Annotated in this window: 13 protein-coding genes; 9 read left to right on the top strand and 4 right to left on the bottom strand. The window is 74.6% G+C overall.

Annotation, left to right across the window (positions count from 1 at the left end):
• Positions 1 to 118: 118 nt before the first annotated feature.
• From ACFV3E_RS25495 to ACFV3E_RS25505, 3 genes are read right to left on the bottom strand one after another with little or no spacing between them, the layout of a single operon-like run.
• Complete coding sequence (locus tag ACFV3E_RS25495; RefSeq protein ID WP_500536750.1) at positions 119 to 853, bottom strand: polysaccharide deacetylase family protein; 735 nt, start codon at positions 851 to 853, stop codon at positions 119 to 121.
• A complete protein-coding gene (locus ACFV3E_RS25500) occupies positions 850 to 1,788 on the bottom strand; it encodes a DMT family transporter (RefSeq protein ID WP_500536751.1) in 939 nt (312 codons plus the stop codon). Before ACFV3E_RS25500 ends, ACFV3E_RS25495 begins: the two co-directional genes overlap by 4 nt.
• Before the next feature lie 4 nt (positions 1,789 to 1,792).
• A complete protein-coding gene (locus ACFV3E_RS25505) occupies positions 1,793 to 2,626 on the bottom strand; it encodes an SDR family NAD(P)-dependent oxidoreductase (RefSeq protein ID WP_500536752.1) in 834 nt (277 codons plus the stop codon).
• Positions 2,627 to 2,939: 313 nt separating this feature from the next.
• Here ACFV3E_RS25505 and ACFV3E_RS25510 point away from each other — a divergent pair, with 313 nt between their 5' ends.
• The 8 genes from ACFV3E_RS25510 (at position 2,940) to ACFV3E_RS25545 (ending at position 14,643) form a co-directional block, all read left to right on the top strand.
• Positions 2,940 to 4,073 carry an MGDG synthase family glycosyltransferase gene (locus tag ACFV3E_RS25510; protein ID WP_500536753.1) on the top strand — a complete coding sequence of 378 codons (1,134 nt, stop codon included), beginning with the start codon at positions 2,940 to 2,942 and terminating at the stop codon, positions 4,071 to 4,073.
• Positions 4,074 to 4,077: 4 nt separating this feature from the next.
• Complete coding sequence (locus ACFV3E_RS25515) at positions 4,078 to 5,220, top strand: permease (protein WP_500536754.1); 1,143 nt, start codon at positions 4,078 to 4,080, stop codon at positions 5,218 to 5,220.
• Positions 5,221 to 5,276: 56 nt separating this feature from the next.
• Positions 5,277 to 5,678 (top strand): helix-turn-helix domain-containing protein, encoded by a 402-nt coding sequence (locus ACFV3E_RS25520; protein ID WP_500536755.1) that lies wholly within the window; start codon positions 5,277 to 5,279, stop codon positions 5,676 to 5,678.
• A 68-nt stretch (positions 5,679 to 5,746) separates the two neighbouring features.
• The gene (locus tag ACFV3E_RS25525) at positions 5,747 to 6,157 is read left to right on the top strand and encodes a VOC family protein (RefSeq protein WP_500536756.1); all 411 of its coding nucleotides are present in this window, start codon (positions 5,747 to 5,749) and stop codon (positions 6,155 to 6,157) included.
• A 142-nt stretch (positions 6,158 to 6,299) separates the two neighbouring features.
• The gene (locus ACFV3E_RS25530; protein ID WP_500536757.1) at positions 6,300 to 7,370 is read left to right on the top strand and encodes a trypsin-like serine peptidase; all 1,071 of its coding nucleotides are present in this window, start codon (positions 6,300 to 6,302) and stop codon (positions 7,368 to 7,370) included.
• A 196-nt stretch (positions 7,371 to 7,566) separates the two neighbouring features.
• Positions 7,567 to 10,899 (top strand): FtsX-like permease family protein, encoded by a 3,333-nt coding sequence (locus ACFV3E_RS25535; RefSeq protein ID WP_500536758.1) that lies wholly within the window; start codon positions 7,567 to 7,569, stop codon positions 10,897 to 10,899.
• Between the two features lies 1 nt (position 10,900).
• The gene (locus ACFV3E_RS25540; RefSeq protein ID WP_500536759.1) at positions 10,901 to 13,666 is read left to right on the top strand and encodes an FtsX-like permease family protein; all 2,766 of its coding nucleotides are present in this window, start codon (positions 10,901 to 10,903) and stop codon (positions 13,664 to 13,666) included.
• Complete coding sequence (locus ACFV3E_RS25545) at positions 13,663 to 14,643, top strand: ATP-binding cassette domain-containing protein (protein WP_500536760.1); 981 nt, start codon at positions 13,663 to 13,665, stop codon at positions 14,641 to 14,643. The genes ACFV3E_RS25540 and ACFV3E_RS25545 overlap by 4 nt, the downstream gene beginning before the upstream one ends.
• Before the next feature lie 47 nt (positions 14,644 to 14,690).
• Here ACFV3E_RS25545 and ACFV3E_RS25550 read toward each other — a convergent pair whose 3' ends face one another.
• Positions 14,691 to 14,858: a hypothetical protein gene (locus tag ACFV3E_RS25550; RefSeq protein WP_500536761.1), complete on the bottom strand. Its 168-nt coding sequence runs from the start codon at positions 14,856 to 14,858 to the stop codon at positions 14,691 to 14,693.
• Positions 14,859 to 15,110: 252 nt separating this feature from the next.
• On the opposite strand from ACFV3E_RS25550, the gene ACFV3E_RS25555 reads away from it, so the two are divergent.
• On the top strand, positions 15,111 to 19,187 hold the full coding sequence (locus tag ACFV3E_RS25555; protein WP_500536762.1) for a discoidin domain-containing protein: 4,077 nt from the start codon (positions 15,111 to 15,113) through the stop codon (positions 19,185 to 19,187).
• Positions 19,188 to 19,225: the final 38 nt, after the last annotated feature.

Raw genomic sequence — 19,225 nt, forward strand, 5'->3', positions numbered from 1 at the left:
CGTCGTTCGCGACGTCACGGATCGGGTTGGCCCTGGCCGGCTCCGCGGCGCGGTTGTCACTCTCGGTGAAATGTATCGGGCACCTATCAATCGAGTGTCCGTCGGCTCCGGTCGACCGTCAAACGCCCGCGCCGACGCCGTGCTCCACGAGGGGACCGACCGTCAGACCGGCGTCGCGGCATGCCGTGACCAGGGTGGGAAGGGCCGCGAGGGTGGCGCGCCAGGAACCCGGGGCGGAGGCGTGGTCGCTGTCGTGGAGCAGGACGGTGGCGCCCGCGCGCAGATCGGGCCGGAGGGTCGCCAGTACGGACTCCCCGGTGGCGCCGGTCGTCCAGTCGCGGCCCCAGGCGCTCCACAGGACCGGTGTCAGGCCGGTGCACGCGGCCGCCGCCCAGCGCCCTCCGGTGAGGATGCCGTACGGAGGGCGGTACCAGACCGGCGCGGCGCCGCAGGCGTCGCGGACCGCCCGGACGGCGCGGGCCAGGTCGGCCCGGTCGCGCGCGGGACCGGGCAGCCACGGGCGGTCGTGGGTCCAGCCGTGGACGGCGATCTCGTGGCCGCGCCGGACGGCCTCACGCACGATCCGTGGGTGGGCGCCCACCCGCGCGCCCAGGACGAAGAAGGTGGCCCGGACCGAGAGTTCGTCGAGGGCGTCCAGGAAGCGCGGGGTGGAGACCGGATCGGGCCCGTCGTCGAAGGTGAGGGCCACGTGGTCGGGGCGTCCGAGGCCGGCCAGGGCGGGGAAGGCCCGGCGGCGCAGCCCGGGCAGCCAGGTGGCGGCCGGGACGATGTGGCCGGCCGCCAGGACGCCCCCCGCCAGCACCGCCCGCCGGACGTCGCCGCCGCGCCTCATCCCGGCCCCCCGTGGACGGTACGGTGACGGTTCTCCGGGGTGCCCGGACGCTTCCCGCGCGGCACGTCCCAGCCGCCGGCCACGGCGGGCGAGCGCGACAGGCCGACGGCTCCGGCGGCCATCAGGGCGACGCCGGCCGCCTCGGGCACGACGTGCGCCCCGAGCGCGATCCGTTCCCCGAAGAGCACCCAGCCCAGCGCCACGCTCACCACCGCGTCCCCGATGGTGAGCGCCGGCTGGGACGCCGCGAGGCTGCCGGCCCGCAGGGTGACCTGGAGCAGCAGCAGGCTCAGCAGGCCGACCGCGCCCACCGCGTACAGCTGCCAGGAGGTGAACACCCGCGGCAGGCCCTCGGGGATGCGACCCGTGACGTCCTTGATCAGCGCCGCCGTGCAGGCGAAGCAGGCGGCCGTGGCGCACCCCAGGACGCAGGCCCGCGCACCGCCGCTCAGCGCCCGCCCGACGAGCCACAGGACGAGCACCAGCAGCGCCAGCGGCACACCGGCGCGCGGCCAGGTGCCCGGCAGGGCCTGCGCCTGCCCGCCGGACGGCGTCGCGGCACCGAGGAACAGGGCCAGCCCCCCGGCCAGCGCCAGGAACCACACCCAGGTCCCGGCGTCGGGCCGCCGGGAGAACGCCAGGCTCCCCGCCATCAGGGTGAACAACAGCTCGGTGGCCATGAGCGGCTGCACCACCGACAGTTGCCCCACCGCCAGGGCACTGGCCTGCAGGACCCCGGAGACCGCGAGCGCCGCCATCCCGGCCGCCCAGAACGGGCGCCGGACCAGTCGCAGCAGGTGCCGCAGCCGCCCGCGCAGACCGTGCCCCGCGCCCTCTTCCTCCTCCTGCTGCAGGGCGGCGCGCCGCTGCAAAGCGGAGGCCGCGCCGTTGGCGAGGGCCGCCAGCAGTGCCAGCACGACGGTCAGGACGGGCACCGCGTCATCCGTACTTGCCCGCGAGACGCCGGTAGACCCAGGGCAGGACGCCGCGCACGGCGACCGGGATCCGCAGCCAGCGGGGGACGTACACCTCGTCCCGTCCCTTGCGGACCGCGTCGGTCACCACCCGGGCGACCCGCTCGGCGGGCATCGGGCGGGGCCGGGAACGGGTGTACGCCACGCCCCGCGTCGCGAAGAAGGGGGTGTCGACGACGCCCGGGATGACATGGGTGATGCGCACCCCGCTGCCGGCCAGCTCGTAGCGGAGCGAGTCGGCGAAGGCGCCGAGCGCCGCCTTGGCCGCGGAGTACACGGCCTCGTCGCGGACCCCGACGCTGCCCGCGAAGGAGCCGATCAGCACGATGTGGCCGCTGTCCCGGGCCAGCATGCCCGGGAGCACCCGGCGGACCAGCTCCATCGCCGCGACGACGTCCACCATGAAGATCCGCTCGATGACCGCCTGCGGCATCGAGGCGAAGGGACCGGCCCAGCCGATGCCCGCCCCGGCCACCAGCAGGTCGACCCGGCCGCCCGTCACGCGCGCGGCGTCGCGCACCAGCCGCCCGGTTCCCCCGGGGTCCTCCAGGTCGGCGGGGAGCGCGGTCCCGGAGGTCCGCTCCGCGACCGCCCGCAGACGCCGGTGGTCGCGGCCGCTGACCAGCAACCGCCATCCCTCGGCGGCGAGGCGGTCGGCGACCGCCGCGCCGATGCCCGAGGACGCCCCGGTCACCAGCGCGACCGGGGCCGGTCCGCCAACCGGGTCCGCCGGGCCGCGCACGGGCTTGCCGCGTACCGCCTTGCCGCCGGAGACCGCTTGGGGAGGGTGAGAGGTCATGGCATCGCTTTCTGTCCCTGCCGCTGCTTTCCGTCCCTGCCGCTGCAGCTGCCGCCCGGGATGGCCGGTGCGGCTCCCCCGGGGCGCGTCCCCCTCCGGTCTCAGTAAACCGCCCGATCGCCGGACCGGCTCTGTGGACGACCCGGCCGGGAAGCAGGAGGCAGGGGTCGCCCCGTGATGCGGGGCGGTTCGTTTCAAGACGGGGCAAATCGGTTAGACCCGAGTAGTCCGCAACTGGTGTACGAGGTGATCACGTGCCGGATGTGCCCGCAGCAGCGCCGCCCGTTCCCTCCCGGCGGGACGTGGTGTCGCGGTGACGCACACCGGGCGGGCGGGCCGTGCACCCCGGCGTTTCCTCGTGCTCAGCGCCGCCATGGGCGCCGGACACGACGCCGTCGCCGACGAGCTCGTCGCACGGCTCACCGCCCGCGGCGGGCAGGCCCGCAGGGCCGACGTGCTGGAGCTCCTCCCCGCGCACGCCGGCGCGGCGCTGCGCGCCTTCTACCGCGCCACGGTCCTGCACCTCCCGCTGCTCTACGCGGGCATCTACGCGACGTTCCTGCGCCCCGGCGGGTCACGCCGCACGCCCGGCCCGGCCGGGCTGGCCGGACTCGCCGAGCGCGGGCTCGCCGACCTCGTCCGGCGCGAGCGGCCCGGGCTGGTCGTCCCGGTGTTCCACCTGGCGGCGCAGCTCACCGGCGGGATGCGGGCCCGCGGAACGCTTGCGGTGCCCAGCGCGGTGGTGGTCACGGACTTCGACGTGCACAGCCAATGGCTCCACCCCGGCAACGACCTGTACTGCTGCCTCACCGAAAGCGCCGCCCGCCGGGTGCGGGAGGCCACCGGCCGCCCGGCCGCCGCGACCGGTCCCCTGGTCGCGTCCCGCTTCCTGGCGCCCGCCCCGGACGCCGGGCCCTGGCACCGGGTGTTCCGTTCCCGGGCGCCGGACCGGCCGGTCGTCCTGCTCTCCGCGGGTGCCTGGGGCGCCGGCACGCACCTGGCGGACACCGCCGCCCTGCTCGCGCGGGCCGGTTTCCTGCCGGTGGCGCTGTGCGGCGAGAACCGGCGGCTGCGGGCCCGGCTCTCCCGCGTCCCCGGGACGCTCGCGCTGGGCTGGGAGCGGGACATGCCCGCGCTGATGAGCGCGGCGGACGCGCTGGTGGACAACGCCGCGGGGCAGACCGCGCTCGAAGCACTGGCCATGGGACTGCCCGTCGTCGGCTACCGCCCCATCCCGGGCCACGGCAAGGCCGGGGCGCACCAGATGACGGCGCTCGGTCTGACCCGCTTCGCCACCGATCCATGGACGCTGATCGACGTCCTGGACGGCCTCACCCGTCCGCGCCGCCCGCGCCGCACCCCCTCCCCGGCCGCCGCCGCGCTCTTCGCCCCGGACACCGCGGCGCACCTGATGGAGTATTGCGAACCGGCCCCGGTCGCGGTCTGACCGCGTGGACGCCGTCCTCCACGCCCTGTCCATCGCGGGCGCCATGACCTGGGACATCACCTGGGCGCTGATCCTCGGTTTCGCACTGTCCGCGGTCGTCCAGGCCGTGGCCCGCAAGCAGGGCGTCATCGGCCTGCTCGGCGACGACCGGCCCCGGACGCTGGTGATCGCCGCGGGCCTGGGCGCGGCGTCCTCGTCCTGCTCCTACGCCGCCGTCGCCCTCGCCCGCTCGCTCTTCCGCAAGGGCGCGAGCTTCACGGCGGCGATGGCCTTCGAGATCGCCTCCACCAACCTCGTGGTCGAACTCGGCGTCCTGCTGGCCCTGCTCATGGGCTGGCAGTTCACGGTGGCGGAGTTCGTCGGCGGGCCGGTCATGATCGTCGTCCTCGCGCTGCTCTTCCGGCGCCTGCTCCGGCCGGACCTGCTGCGGGAGGCCCGTGCCCAGGCCGACCGCGGGCTCGCCGGGTCGATGGAGGGGCACGCGGCGATGGACATGTCCGTGCGCCGCGAGGGCCCGTTCCTGCGGCGCCTGCTGTCCCCCGAGGGCTTCACCGCCACGTCGCACGTCTTCGTGATGGAGTGGGCGGCGATCCTGCGCGACCTCGTGCTCGGCCTGCTCATCGCCGGTGCCGTCGCCGCCTGGGTGCCGGACTCCTTCTGGCAGGCCTTCTTCTTCGAGGGGCATCCGCTCGCGGCGAAGCTGTGGGGCCCGCTGATCGGGCCGCTCGTCGCCATGGCCTCGTTCGTCTGCTCGGTCGGCAACGTGCCCCTCGCGGTGGTCCTGTGGACCGGGGGGATCAGCTTCGGCGGCGTGGTGTCGTTCATCTTCGCCGACCTGCTGATCCTGCCGATCCTCAACATCTACCGGAAGTACTACGGCCGCCGCACGGCCCTGCTGGTCCTGTGGACCTTCTACGTCGCCATGGCGGTCGCCGGCTACGTCGTCGAGGTGCTCTTCGGCGCGCTCGGTCTGATCCCCGACCGGTCGAGCGCCCACGTCCCCGGCGGCGGCGTCCACTGGGACTACACCACCTGGCTCAACATCGCCTTCCTCGCGCTCGCCGCCGTGCTGCTGGCCCGCTTCCTCGGCACGGACGGCCGGCGGATGCTGCGGATGATGGGCGGCGCACCGGCCGGCGGGCAGTGAGGGTGTCCGGCCCCGGCCCGGTCCGGGGGCCGGGGCCGGCGGAGGCCTGTGGTCTCATGGGCTCCGTGAGCCGCGCCGCAGAAGAGACCAACCGCCGGATGCTCCGGGCACGGGACGCGATGGACCGTGCGTACGCGCAGCCACTGGACGTGCCGGCGCTGGCGCGGATCGCCCATGTGTCACAGGCGCACTTCACCCGCACCTTCCGGGCCACCTTCGGGGAGACGCCGCACCGCTACCTGCAGCGCCGCCGCGTGGAGCGGGCGATGTTCCTGCTGCGGGAGAGCGACCGCAGCGTGACGGACATCTGCTTCGAGGTCGGCTTCGGCAGCCCGGGGACCTTCAGCCGCACCTTCCGCGACATCGTGGGCACGTCGCCGCGGGCGTACCGCAAGCAGGCGACGGCCGTGGACGTGCCGACGTGCTTCGCGAAGGCGTGGATGCGGCCGCGTGCCTGATCGCGGGCCGAGCGGGGTGAGCAGTTTTGGATAAGTTTTCGTCCGGCCCGGCCAGTAGCGTGATGCACATGTTCAACGCCATCACGCACTCGCAGATCTACGTCCTGGACCAGGACGAGGCCCTCGACTTCTACGTCGGCAAGCTCGGCCTGGAGGTGAACGCGGACGTCGACCTGGGCTTCATGCGCTGGCTCACGGTGAACGTCCCCGGCCACCCGGAGCGCCAGATCCTGCTGGAGAAGCCGGGCCCGCCGGCGATGTCCGAGGAGACCGCGCAGCAGGTCCGCGAGCTGGTCGCCAAGGGCGCCACGGGCGGCCACCTGATCTTCAGCACCGACGACTGCCGCAAGACGTACGAGACGCTCCGGGACCTGGGCGTGGAGTTCACCGAGGAGCCGACCGAGCGCCCGTACGGGATCGACTGCGGCCTGCGCGACCCCTTCGGCAACAGCATCCGCTTCACCCAGCCGAAGGTCTGAGCCGCGGCCGCCGGGAGGCGCCCGCGATCGGTCCCAACCGACTGCCCCTCCCGGACGTCTGTATCGCACGTCCTTCTGCCCGCAGGCCCGTGTCACCGGCACGCGGCCTGCGGGCAGTGCGATCGACGTCCCGAGGAGCAGCATGCCGTCACGTCAGGTACCCCCTTCCGCGCACCTCCGCCGGCCGCTTCTGGCGGCCGTCCTCGTCGCCGCGGCCGTGCTCGTCACGGCCCCGGAGGCCGCGGCCGCCGGCGCCGTCCAGCCGTCCACGACCGCCGTGGCCGTCCATGACCAGGCGGTCACCCGGGCCGAGCGGCAGGCGGTCCTCGACTACTGGACGCCGGAGCGGATCGCGGCGCTGACCCAGCCCTCGTCGGGCAACCCGCCCAAGGGCGGTCCCGACGGCGCCCCGTGGACGGGGCCGAGCGCCCTCGGCCGTACGGTGGGCCGGCTGTTCTTCACCGACCACGGCGAGGACTCCAGTTGCACCGCCACCGTCGTCGACAGCGCCAACGGCAGCACCGTGGTCACCGCGGGGCACTGCGTGAACAACACCGACCTCATCGGCGAGGACAACCAGTGGACGCGGAACGTGCTGTTCGTGCCCGGCTACCGCGACGGGCGGGCGCCCTACGGGAAGTTCACCGGCCGGCTGGGGGTCGTCGCCCCGACCTGGCTGGAGAACGACCAGCAGCACGGTGAGGTCTACGGCGCCTACGACCAGGCGTTCGTGGTCCTCGACACGGACGCGCGGGGCCGGACCGTCCAGGCCGCGGTCGGCGCGGCGCAGAGGATCGGCTTCGACCGGCCCGGCGACCGGAGGGTCCACCAGTTCGGTTACCCCCGCGCGGCCTCGGACCCGGAGCGTGAGGGCCTTCCCGAGTACACCGGCGAGCGGCTCGCCTACTGCACCGGACGGGCCGAGCAGGTCGTCGGCACCCCCGAGTACCCCGCGGCGAAGGGGCTGTGGGGGACCGAGTGCATCATGGGCGGCGGCTCCAGCGGGGGCCCGCGGATAGCCGGTCTCGACCCGGAGTCCGGTCTGGGCACCGTCGTCGGCGACAACTCCGAGGGCAGCCGGCTCGACGCCGCGGGCAACACCTGCGACCCCTGGGATCCGGCCCCGGGCTGCACACGGCACCTGGTGGGCCCGCAGTTCACCTCCGCCGTCACCGGGCCGCTCTACCAACGCGCCCAGCACAGCGCCCGCTGAGCGACGCCGGCCACGGCGCCTCCCGCCCGCGGCCGGGAGGCGCCGTTCCGCCTGCCCCTCAACGGCGGCCGGGGCCTGGTGTGTTGCGCCCGGAACCGGTGACGGCCGGGCCCTTAGCCCCGGGGCCGGGTGGGCGTAGTCTGTGCCAATCTCATTGCACGGGCCATCGAGAACGGGGGGCATGGTGCCGGGGTTCGTGTTCCTGCGTCTGCGCGCACATCGTCTGCTCCTCGGCGCCGCCCTGCTCTCCGTGCTCCTCACCACTTGCGCGGTCGCCGCGCTCGCCGCGTTCAGCTCGGCCGTGGGGGACGCCGGTCTGCGGCGCGCGCTGCAGGAGCAGTCGGCGGCACGGACACTGGTCGGGATCACCGCCGACGTCGACGGCAAGGACCCGGGCGCGGCGGACGGGGCCGTGCGCGCCACGGTCGCCGGCGCCTACGACGGCCTGCCGGTGTCCGTCACCGGGGTCACCCGTTCCGGCCCGTACGGGCTGCCGATGGCGCTGCGGCCACGCGGTGCCCCGCGCACCGGGGACCCGGACCTGACGGTGCTGTCGACGCTGGACCGGGCGCGGGTGACCATGACCGAGGGCACCTTCCCCGGTGCCCCGCCGGCCGGCGGACCGGTCCCGGTGGCGCTGCCCGAGGCGGCCGCGGAAGCGCTGAAGGTGCGCACCGGGCAGGTGCTCACCCTGACCGACCGGCTGCGCCACGGCACGCTGCGGGTCCGCGTGACGGGGACATACCGGCCGGTCGATCGATATGCCCTGTACTGGCGGCTCGACCCGCTGGGCGGCCGCGGCGTGCGGACGCTCTCCTTCACCACGTACGGGCCGATGGTCACCGTCCCGGGGGCCTTCGGCCCCGGCGGGGTCCCCGCGGTGGAGATGGCCTGGCAGGCGCAGGGGGACTTCGCCGCGATGACCACGGCCCGCGCCGACGACGTCAGCGGGAGCGTCCAGCGGACGGTGCAGCGGCTGGGCACCCTGCAGGCCGCGAACTCCGTCGTGGCGAGCAGCGAACTCCCGGATCTGCTCGGAGAGTTGCGCGGAACCCTGCTGGTGAGCCGGTCGACCCTGCTGATCAGCGTTCTGCAGCTGATGCTGCTGGCCGGTCTCTCCCTGCTCCTGGTCGCCGGACTGCTCGCGGAGGAACGCTCCGCCGAGACCGCGCAGTTGCGGGCCCGCGGCGGCTCGCGCGCCCAGATGACCGGTTTCGCCACGGCCGAGGCCCTGCTGCTGACCGTACCGGCCGTGGTGCTGGCCCCGCTGCTCTCCGGCCGGCTGGTGCGGCTGCTCGCCGGTCACGGGGCGCTGGCGCGGGCGGGGGTACGGCTGGAGCCCTCGCCGCTGACGGCCTGGTGGGTGGCCGCGCTCACCGCGCTGGCCTGCGGTCTCGCCATCGTCGGGCCCGTACTGCGGCGCACGGGGACGTACACGCAGGAGTACACGGCGCGGCGGCGCCGGCGGTCGTTGCCCGCCGGCGTGCAGGCGGGTGCGGACGCGGGCCTGGTGCTCGTGGCCGGTCTGGCGTTCTGGCAGTTGTCCCGCCGCGAGGCGGGCAGTGGGACGCTCAGCACCGACACCTCCGGACGGCTGGGTCTGGATCCGGTCCTGGTGGGGGCGCCCGCGCTGTGCCTGCTGGCGGGTGCGGTGCTGGCACTGCGGCTGCTGCCGCTGGCGGCCCGGCTCGGCGAGCGCCGCGCGGCGAAGGCCCGCGGGCTGCCGGCGTCCCTGGTGGGCTGGCAGCTGGCACGCCGCCCGGGCCGCGGGGCCGGGCCCGCCCTGCTGCTGGTCTTCGCCGTGTCGATCAGCATGTTCGCGATCGGCGAGAACAGCACCTGGACCCGGTCCCAGGACGACCAGGCGGACTTCGCGGTCGGCGCCGACCTGCGCGTGTCCGGCTCCGCCACGCCCGCGTTCGGGCAGGGCGGCGTCTACGACGACGTACCCGGCATCGCGGCCGTCACCCCCGCCGGCCGCGCCACCGTGTCCCTGCCGCGCGACCGCGACGCGACCGTCCTGGCCGTGGACACCACCTCGGCCGCCCGTGTCCTGCGGCTGCGTGACGACCTGTCCGACGAGCCCCTCGCGGACCTGGTGCGACCCCTGCGGGCGGACGGCGGCCCGGCTGCCCGCAGCGCCGGATTCGTCCTGCCCGACGGCACGGACCGGCTCCGCCTGACGGTCCGTCTCCGGTCGCTGGGGGCCGGGGACCGCACCGTCGCCGGCACGGTGACCGAGCAGCTGTTCGTGACGCTGACCGACCGGTACGGCGTCCCGTACACGCTCTCCCTCGGCGAGGTCCGGGCCGACGGCGAACGGCACGTGCTGGAGGCCGACTTCGCGGCCGTCACGGGCCGGGCGCGCGGCGCGGGCCCCGCCGGGCCGCTGCGTCTGACCGGGCTCCGGGCCGAGTACCTGGTGCCCCGGCGGAACGAGCGGCACAGCCTGACCGTCACCGACGTACGCGCGGTGACCACCGGCGACGGCACACGCGAGGTGCCCTCCCCCACCACGACGGCCTGGTCCGCCCGCACGCAGATCGACAACCCCGACTTCCCCGAGGCCCCCGGCCTCGGCTACCGCCCCTCACGCACCGGCGAGCCGCGCTCCGCCGCGGACACCCCGCTGACCGTCCGCTACGACACGGGCGAGGAACCCTTCCAGCGGGACATCCCCAACGGCGCCGACGGAGCCTCCCTCACCCTGCGGGCGGGGCCGCGGCCGCCGACGGTGCTGCCCGCGGTCGTCACCGACGCCTTCCTGAGCGCCGTCGACGCGAAGCCCGGCAGTACCGTCCCGGTCGAACTGGAGGGCACACGGCTGTCCCTGCGCATCACGGGGTCGCTCCACGCACTGCCCACCACCGGGCGGGAAGGCTCCACGGGCACCGGCGGCGGCGCCGTCCTGCTGGACCTGGCGAGCCTGAACCGCGCCCTGGTCCTCCAGGACCAGCGCGGGCTGGAGCCCACCGAGTGGTGGCTCGCCGCCGGCCCGGCCGGAGCGCCCCGTGTGGCCTCGGCCCTGCGCGCCCGGGGGGACGCCGCCACGATCGTGGTCCGTGACGAGGCGCGGGCGCAGTTGCGGCGTGACCCGCTGGGCGCGGGTCCGTTGTCGGCCCTGCCGGCGGCGGTGGTGGCGGCCGCGGTGCTGGCGGCGGTGGGTTTCGCGGTCGCGGCGGCGGGAGCGGTACGGGAGCGCTCGGAGGAGTTCGCGCTGCTGCGGGCGCTGGGCACGCCGCGGAAGGCGCTGGCCCGGGTGATCGCGGCGGAGCAGGGGCTGCTGGTGCTGACCGCCGTGGGGGTCGGGGCGCTGCTGGGCGGGGCGCTGACCCGGTCGATCGTGCCGTTGATCGTGCTGACGGCACGCGCGGACAGCCCGGTGCCCGAGGTGCGGGTGGAGTTGCCCGCCGTGCCGTTGCTGGAGCTGCTGGCCGCGGTGGCGATGCTGCCGCTGCTGGCGGTGGCGGTGGCGGCGTTGCGTACGGCCGATCCGGTCCGCGCGCTGCGCCGGCAGGGAGGGGAGTGACGTGACCGACGTACGTACCGCCCGGCCGGCCTCGTGGACCGGTGCCCGCCTGCGCGCCGCTCCGGGTGGGGCGCTGGCGCTGGCCGCCCTGGTGCTGGCGACCGCGTTCCTCGCGGCGGCGCTGCCCCGCACCGTCGAGGCGTACGAGGACACCGCGCTGCGGGACACCCTCCGGCGGGCCTCCCTGACCGACCGCAGCGTCACCGCCACCTTGGACCTGTCGTTCTCCGGGGTGCGAGGCGGGGGCGGTTCGCCGTTCCAGGCGAGGGAACTCGCCAGGACCGAGGACATGTTCCGGAGTGTGGTGCGGCCGCCGCTGGCCCTGGACACCGCGCAGACGGTGTACGGGGTGCGCAACGCCGAGGCGGCGGCGGCGACCGATCCCGGCCTCCCCCGGCCGACCAGGGACCGCGATCCGCGGGCGACGCTCATCTCGCAGCCGGGCCTCGCCGCCCGCTCCCGGCTCGTCGCCGGACGCATGCCGGCCTCCACCGCCGGGGAGCGCGAGGTGGAGGCGGTGGTCACCGCACGGACCGCGAAGGTGATGGGCCTGCGCGCGGGATCCGCGGTCCACCTGCTGGACACGACCGGGGCCGGGCTGACCGTGCGGATCACCGGGACCGTCGAACCCCGCTCGCCCGGCGAGGCCTTCTGGAACGCCGAGCAGGACCTGCTCGCCCCGACCCTGGTCACCGTCCCCGGCCCGCCGGGTGAGGATCCGGAGCACTACTGGCACTTCACCGCGCTCATCGGCCAGGACGCCGGCGGCGTGGTGCTCGACCTGCCGGAGGGCGCCCGCCTGTACTGGCACCACCCCGCCGACGTCGGTGCGTTGAGCGCCCACGACGTGCCCGCGCTGCGCGACCGGCTGGCGTCGCTGACGGGCGGACCGGACTCCACCCAGCTGCGCATCCTGACCGGAAGCCAGGCGGTCACCGTGGATCAGGACGGACTCGCCGCGCTGCTGGGGCCGTTCGTACGGGAGCGGGAGGCCGCCGCGCCACTGGTGCTGATCGCGACGGTGGGCGTGGGCGCCGTGGCAGGAATCGTGCTGCTGATGGCGGGCGGCCTGTCGGCGACCCGTCGCCGTACCGAGCTGCGGCTGCTGCGGGCGCGCGGAAGCAGCCTGACGGGTCTGTGCGCCCGGCTGCTGACGGAGAGCGCCGTCGTGGTCGTCCCGTGCACGGCGGCCGGGGTGCTGCTCGCGCTGCTGCTGGTGCCGGCCGAACGCTCCGCCGCCTCCCTGCTCGCCGGGGTGCTGGTGGCGGCGGTCGCCGTTCCGGCGCTGCCGGTGCGGGCGGTGGCGCTCGTCCGCCGGGTGGGCCCGGAGCGGCGCGACGATCTCGTGCAGGCCCGGCCCTCACGCCGCCGGGCGGTGGCGGAGCTGACGGCGGCGGTCGTCGTGACCGGCGCGGTCGTGGCGCTGCGGCGCCGGGGCACGGCGGACGGCGGCGCGGACGTGCTCACCGCCGCGGCACCGGTGCTGGTCGCCGTGATCGGGGCACTGGTCCTGCTCCGGCTGTACCCGCTGCCGTTGCGGCTGCTCTCCCGGCCCGCGGCCCGGATGCGGGGCACGGTGCTGTACCTGGGGCTGGCCCGGGCCGGCCGTACGCCCTCCGCCACGGCGCTGCCGCTGGTGGCCGTGCTGGTGGCGCTGGCCGTGACGTCGTTCGGCGGCTCGGTCCTCACCGGCGTCGAGAGCGGCCGCGACCGCGCCGCCACGCGCGCGGTCGGCGGCGACGCCCGGATCGAGTCCCTCACCACGCTCCCGGAGGGGCTGGACGCGCGGGTCCGGCGGGTGCACGGCGTCCTCGGCACCTCGCCCGTGAGGATCGAGACGGGTCTCTCGACGGCGCCGGCCGGCACCTCCTACGACCTGGTCGTCGTCGATCCGGCACGCTACGCCGCCCTGGTGGCCGCCACGGGCATCGGCACCCCCTTCCCCGCCGCGACACTGGAGGGCGACGGCAGCGGACCGCTCCCCGCGATCGTCTCCCCCGCGCTGGCACGGGAGTTCGGCAGGGCGACCGTGTCCGTGCAGGCCTTCGCCGGGGCGACCCCGGTGCGCACGGCCGCGGTGCGCGACGTGACGCCCGCCGTCCTGGGCGGCGAGTTCGTCGTCGTCTCCGCGGCCGGCCTGGCCCGCACGCACCCCGAGACCGCCCGCTCCCCCGTCCAGGCCGCGACCGCGCTCTACGTGACGGGGCCGCGACTGGACGGGCGGGCGCTGAACGCCGCCGCGCGCGCCGCCTCGGCGGACCTGACGGTGGCCCTCCGCTCCGAGGAACGCGCGTCGTTCACCTCCTCGGCGCTCCAGACCGGCGCCCGGCGGGTGTACCTGGCAGCCGTGGCGGCGGGCGCGGGCTACAGCGTGCTGGCCCTGCTGCTCTCCCTGATGGTGCACACGCCGCAGCGCAAGGTGTTGCTGGCGCGGCTGCGGACGATGGGCATGACCGGGCGTCAACGTCAGTGGCTGGCGGTGCTGGAGACGCTGCCGCAGGTGCTGCTGGGCGCCCTCGGCGGCATCCTGGTCAGCCTGGCCACGGTCCCGCTGCTGCGTCAGGGGGTGGATCTGACCGCGCTCGCCTTCTCCGCGGCCGCGCCGGTGACCGGCGTGTCCGGGACGGTGCTGCGCACGGACCCGCTGTCGCTGCTGCTGCCGTCGGCCGCGCTGGTGGTGCTGGCCTGCGCGGTGCTGGCGGGGCAGGCGTGGCTGACCGGGCGACACGGAGAGGGAACGGAACTGCGGATGGGGGAACGGGAATGAGCCACGACACACCGGGGACGGCGGCACGGAGCGGTGCGACGCTGGCGGAGCTGGAGCGACGCGTCGCCGAGAGCCGGGAGCAGCCCGCCTACGGGCACGACGCGTTGATCGTCTGCGACCGGCTGGTGCGGATCTTCACCGCCCAGGGCGTGGAGGTCCAGGCCCTGCAGGGACTGGACCTGCTGGTGCAGCAAGGCGAACTGATGGCCCTGGTCGGCGCCTCGGGCAGCGGCAAGTCCACCCTGCTCAACATCCTTGCCGGGCTGGACACCCCCACCGCCGGCGCCGCCTCGGTCGCCGGCTTCGACCTGCTCGCACTCGACGCAGGCGCCCGCCTGCGCTACCAGCGCGAGGTCGTCGGCTTTGTGTGGCAGCAGACCTCACGCAACCTGCTGCCCTACCTGACCGCCCTGCAGAACGTCGTGCTGCCCATGCGCCTCGCCGGCCGCGTCAAGGGCCGCAAAGCCCGCACCGACCGCGCCACCGAACTGCTCGAGATGATGGGCGTCGGCTACTGCGCCGACCGCCGACCCCAGCAGATGTCCGGCGGCGAACAACAACGCACCGCCATCGCCGTCGCCCTGGCCAACCACCCCTCCCTGGTCCTGGCCGACGAACCCACCGGCCAGCTCGACTCCGCCACCGGCGAACAGGTCTTCGCAGCGTTCCGCACCGCCAACGAACAGCTCGGCACCACCATCGTCGTCGTCACCCACGACCAGGCCGTGGCCACCGCGGTCGACCGCACCGTCGCCATCCGCGACGGCCGCACCGCCTCCGAAGTCGTCCGCCGCACCAGCGTCGACGACGAAGGCCGCACCACCGTCCACGCCAGCGAATACGCCACCGTCGACCGCTCCGGCCGCCTCCAACTCCCCCGCGACTACACCCACGCCCTCGACATCCGCAACCGCGTCATGCTCGAACTCGAACCCGACCACATCGCCGTCCGCCCCGACCGCCCCGAAGAGGACTGACCGGCCCGAAGAGGAAACCGGCAACCCGCCCGGTTCCTGACCGGACCTCACGTCAGCAGGCGTGCGGGCAGTGCCGTCTCGCGCACCGCGCCACCGCTCCCGGGCTCCACCCGGTGCAGGGTCGGACCCGGTCGTTCCGCGACGACCTCCGTGAGCCCGCCGTCGGCGAACAGGGCAGCCGCGCCGTCGTCGAGCGCCCGGCCGGCGGGACACACCTCTCGCCCCGGACCGGCGCCGGAACGACCCCCGGCGCGGGCGGACCAACGACTCTGACGCGAAGTCGGACGCATGTCAATATGTATTCCTAATTTAGGAGAATCCCGGAACGCGGCGTGCCCAAAACCTTGACAGGCCCTTCCCGGCGGGTGCATGTTCGGCAACATTGTCATCGCGATGGCAACGTTGTCATCGCCTCGATGATGCCAGGCCGCCTCCTCATTGAACATCCCTGAACGGAGCCGTTGTTCATGCCGGACCAGTCCTCCCTGCCCTCCCGACGCGCCGTACTCTCCACCGGCTCCACCCTCCTCGCGGGGTTCGGGCTCGGCATGGCCTTCCCCGCCGCCGCCACGGCACAGGCGCGGTCCTCGAACCCGGCCGGTGCCCGGGCCGAACTCGCCGCGTACCGCCCGGTCACGGTGTCCTCCACCGACTACGCCCCCACACCAGCCGAGTTCGCCGTCGACGGCCTCGACCGGGTCGGCGTGCGGGGCTCCGGATGGCGGGCCGCCGCCGGCGACCCCCAGTGGATAGCAGTCGACCTCCAGGCCCTGTGCGAGGTCGGGTCGGTGCGCCTCACCTTCGAGGCCACGGTCGACGACCCACCGTTCACGCCCGGGACCGGTGGCAATCCCCGCGACAACACCACCGGCCAGGAAGTCCTGTCGAGTTGCGCGGTCGCCTTCGTGATCGAGACCTCGCGCGACGGGAAGTCGTGGACCGTCGCGCACCGCACCGACGACGGCAAGGGCGGGGTCGTGGAGATCGCCCTGCCCGAGCCCGTCACCGCACGCTGGGTGCGGATGACGGTCACCAAGCGCTCCAACGCCAACCCGCTGGGCCTCAACGGCTTCCAGGTGTACGGCACCCCGCGCGGACACCGCCCCGAGGCCACCGGCTGGACCGACTGGGGCACCCACCACCGCACGCCCCCGGCCCTGGAGGTCGCCGACGACGGCACCGTGCCGCTGGAGTCCGGCTGGGACCTGACCATGGACGACTGGGCGGGCGGCAGCGCCGCGGAACTGTCGGCGCCGTCCGTGGACACCAGCGCCTGGCTGCCGGCCACCGTGCCCGGGACCGTCCTGTCCTCGCTCGTGGCGGAGGGCCACCTGCCCGACCCGGTCGCCGGCTTCGCCAACCTGCACATCCCCGAGGCCCTCTCCCGCCACTCCTGGTGGTACCGGCGCGAGTTCCGCCTGCCCAAGGACCTGCGCACCGGGTCCGGGCGCCGCGTCTGGCTCGAGTTCGACGGGGTCAACCACGAGGCCGACGTCTGGCTCAACGGCAAGCAGGCCGGCACCCTCACCTTCCCCTTCGCCCGGGCCGCCTACGACGTGACCGGGCTGCTGGCGGCGCAGGGCCCGCAGGCCCTCGCGGTGAAGATCAGCCCCATGCCGTTCCCGGGCAGCCCGGGCGACAAGGGCCCGGCCGGCCTCGCCTTCGTCGACGCCGGCGCGAACATGATGAACCGCAACTCGCCGACCTACCTGGCCTCCTCCGGCTGGGACTGGATGCCCGCGGTGCGCGACCGGGCCGCCGGCATCTGGAACCACGTACGGCTGCGCTCCACCGGCGACGCCGTCCTCGGCGACCCCCGCGTCGACACCGTCCTGCCGGACCTGCCCGACACCCGCACGGCCGACGTGACCATCGTCGTCCCGCTCCGCAACGCCGCCGCGGACACCCGGTCCGTCACCGTCACCGCCGCCTTCGACGGCGTGCGCGTGCAGCGGACGGTCACCGTGCCCGGGGGCGGCAGCACCGACGTCGTCTTCGACCCGGCCTCGGACCCGAAGCTGCGCCTGCGGAACCCGAAGCTGTGGTGGCCCAACGGCTACGGTGAGCCGGAGCTGCACCGGCTCACCCTCACCGCCTCCGTGGCCGGGCAGGAGAGCGACCGGCGCACCACACGCTTCGGCCTGCGCCAGTTCGGCTACGAGTACGACGTCCCGCTGACCTTCCAGTCGGGCTCCAACGCCTACGCGCAGACGGTGACGTTCACCCGGCGGACCGCCCGCTACGTGCGGATCCTGTGCCGCACCCGGGCCACCGACTGGGGTTCGTCGATGTGGGCCCTGTCGGTCGCCGACGGCACCGTGCCCGATCTCGACCTCGCCCTGCACAAGGACGCCACCGCCTCCTCCACCGACGACCCGTCCAACCGGCCCGGCAACGTCACGGACGGGAACCCCGGCACGCGCTGGTCGTCGAAGTTCGAGGACGACCAGTGGGTCCAGGTCGACCTCGGCTCCGCGGTCTCCTTCGACCGCGTCGTCGTCACCTGGGAGCAGGCGTACGCCGAGACGTACACCGTCCAGGTCTCCGACGACGGCGACGACTGGACCGACGCCGCGTCCGTCGACAACGCCGCGGTCCCGCTGCCCTTCCAGACCTCGGGCTCGGCGAGCCTGCAGGACGTGGAGTTCGCCGCGACCACGGCCCGCTACCTGCGGATCCTCTGCCACTCGCGCGCCACCAGCTGGGGCTCGTCCATGTGGGGCCTGTCGGTGGTCGACAGCGGTACGCCCGGCACCGACCTGGCGCTGCGCAAGGAGGCCACCGCCTCGTCCTCCGAGGGCGACGGCAGCGGTCCGGGCAACGCGGTGGACGGCAAGCCCGGCACCCGCTGGTCCTCGGCGTACGAGGACGAGCAGTGGATCCAGGTCGACCTCGGCTCCGCGGTGCGCTTCGACCGCGTCGTCATCACCTGGGAGCAGGCGTACGCCAAGACCTACACCGTCCAGGTCTCGGACGACGGCGACGAGTGGACCGACGTGAAGTCCGTCGACAACTCCACCGTCCCGCTCAAGATCAGCGTCAACGGCGTCCGCGTCTTCGCCCGCGGCGGCAACTGGGGCTGGGACGAGCTGCTGCGCCGCATGCCCGCGGAGCGCATGGACGCGGCCGTGCGCATGCACCGCGACATGAACTTCACGATGATCCGGAACTGGGTCGGCAGCAGCAACCGCGAGGAGTTCTACGCCAGTTGCGACGAACACGGCCTGCTGGTGTGGAACGACTTCCCCAACGCCTGGGCGATGGACCCGCCGAACCACGAGGCCTTCCTGGACCTGGCGCGGGACACCGTGCGGCGCTACCGCATCCACCCCAGCGTCGTGGTGTGGTGCGGCGCCAACGAGGGCAACCCCCCGGGCCCGATCGACGAGGGGATGCGCACCGCGGTGCGCGCGGAGGCGCCCGGCCTGCTCTACCAGAACAATTCGGCGGGCGGCATCGTCTCCGGCGGCGGCCCCTACGGCTGGGTCGAGCCCGAGCGCTACTACTCCGCGTCGACCTACGGCGGTGGCAGCTTCGGGTTCCACACCGAGATCGGCATGCCCGTCGTCTCGACGGCCGAGACCATGCGGCGCATGGCCGGCGAGGAGCCCGAGTGGCCGGTCGGCGGCGTCTGGTACCACCACGACTGGAGCACCCGCGGCAACCAGGCCCCGCAGAACTACCGCGCGGCCATCGAGGGCCGGCTCGGCACGGCGGAGGACCTCGACGACTTCTCCCGCAAGGCGCAGTTCGTCAACTACGAGAACTTCCGCGCCATGTTCGAGGCCTGGAACGGCCGGCTGTGGGACGACGCCTCCGGCCTGATGCTGTGGATGTCGCACCCCGCGTGGTACAGCACGGTGTGGCAGACGTACGACTACGACTTCGACGTCAACGGCGCCTACTACGGGGTCCGCAAGGCCGCCGAGCCCGTCCACGTGCAGGCGGACCCCGTGACCGGGAAGGTCGTGGCGGTCAACCACACGCCCGCGGCCCTCAAGGGTGCGACGGTGTCCGCGCGGCTGCTCGACCTGTCAGGCCATCCGCTGTCCGCGGAGCGTCGCGGCACGGTGGACGTGGCGGCGTCCGCGAAGGCGGAGGCGTTCACCGTGGCGTGGACGGACGGCCTGCCGGACTTCCACCTGCTGAAGCTGAGACTGACGGACCGTCATGGCGGCGTGCTGTCCGAGAACGTCTACTGGCGCTACCGCAAGCCCGAGCACATGCAGGCGCTCAACAAGGCCGCACGGACCCGGGTCCTGGCCGACGTCACGGACACGGACCTCTCGGGCGACCGCCACGGGCTGACCGCGCGGCTGAGCAACCGGGGATCCACGGTCGCCGCCCTGGTCCGGCTCTCCCTGCTGGACTCCCGTACCGGCGACCGGGTGCTGCCCACCCTGTACAGCGACAACTACCTGTGGCTGCTCCCCGGTGAGAGCCGCACGGTGACGCTGTCCTGGCCCGCCGGGGCGCTGCCGTCGAAGCGTCCCGAGCTGCGGGTCGACGGCTACAACGTGCCGCCGGTCACCGCGCGGCCGTAGCCCCCGTCGCCGTCGTGGCGGTCACCCGCCGGGAGACC

It is taken from the genome of Streptomyces sp. NPDC059718 (genome assembly GCF_042733315.1).
Lineage (GTDB): Bacteria > Actinomycetota > Actinomycetes > Streptomycetales > Streptomycetaceae > Actinacidiphila.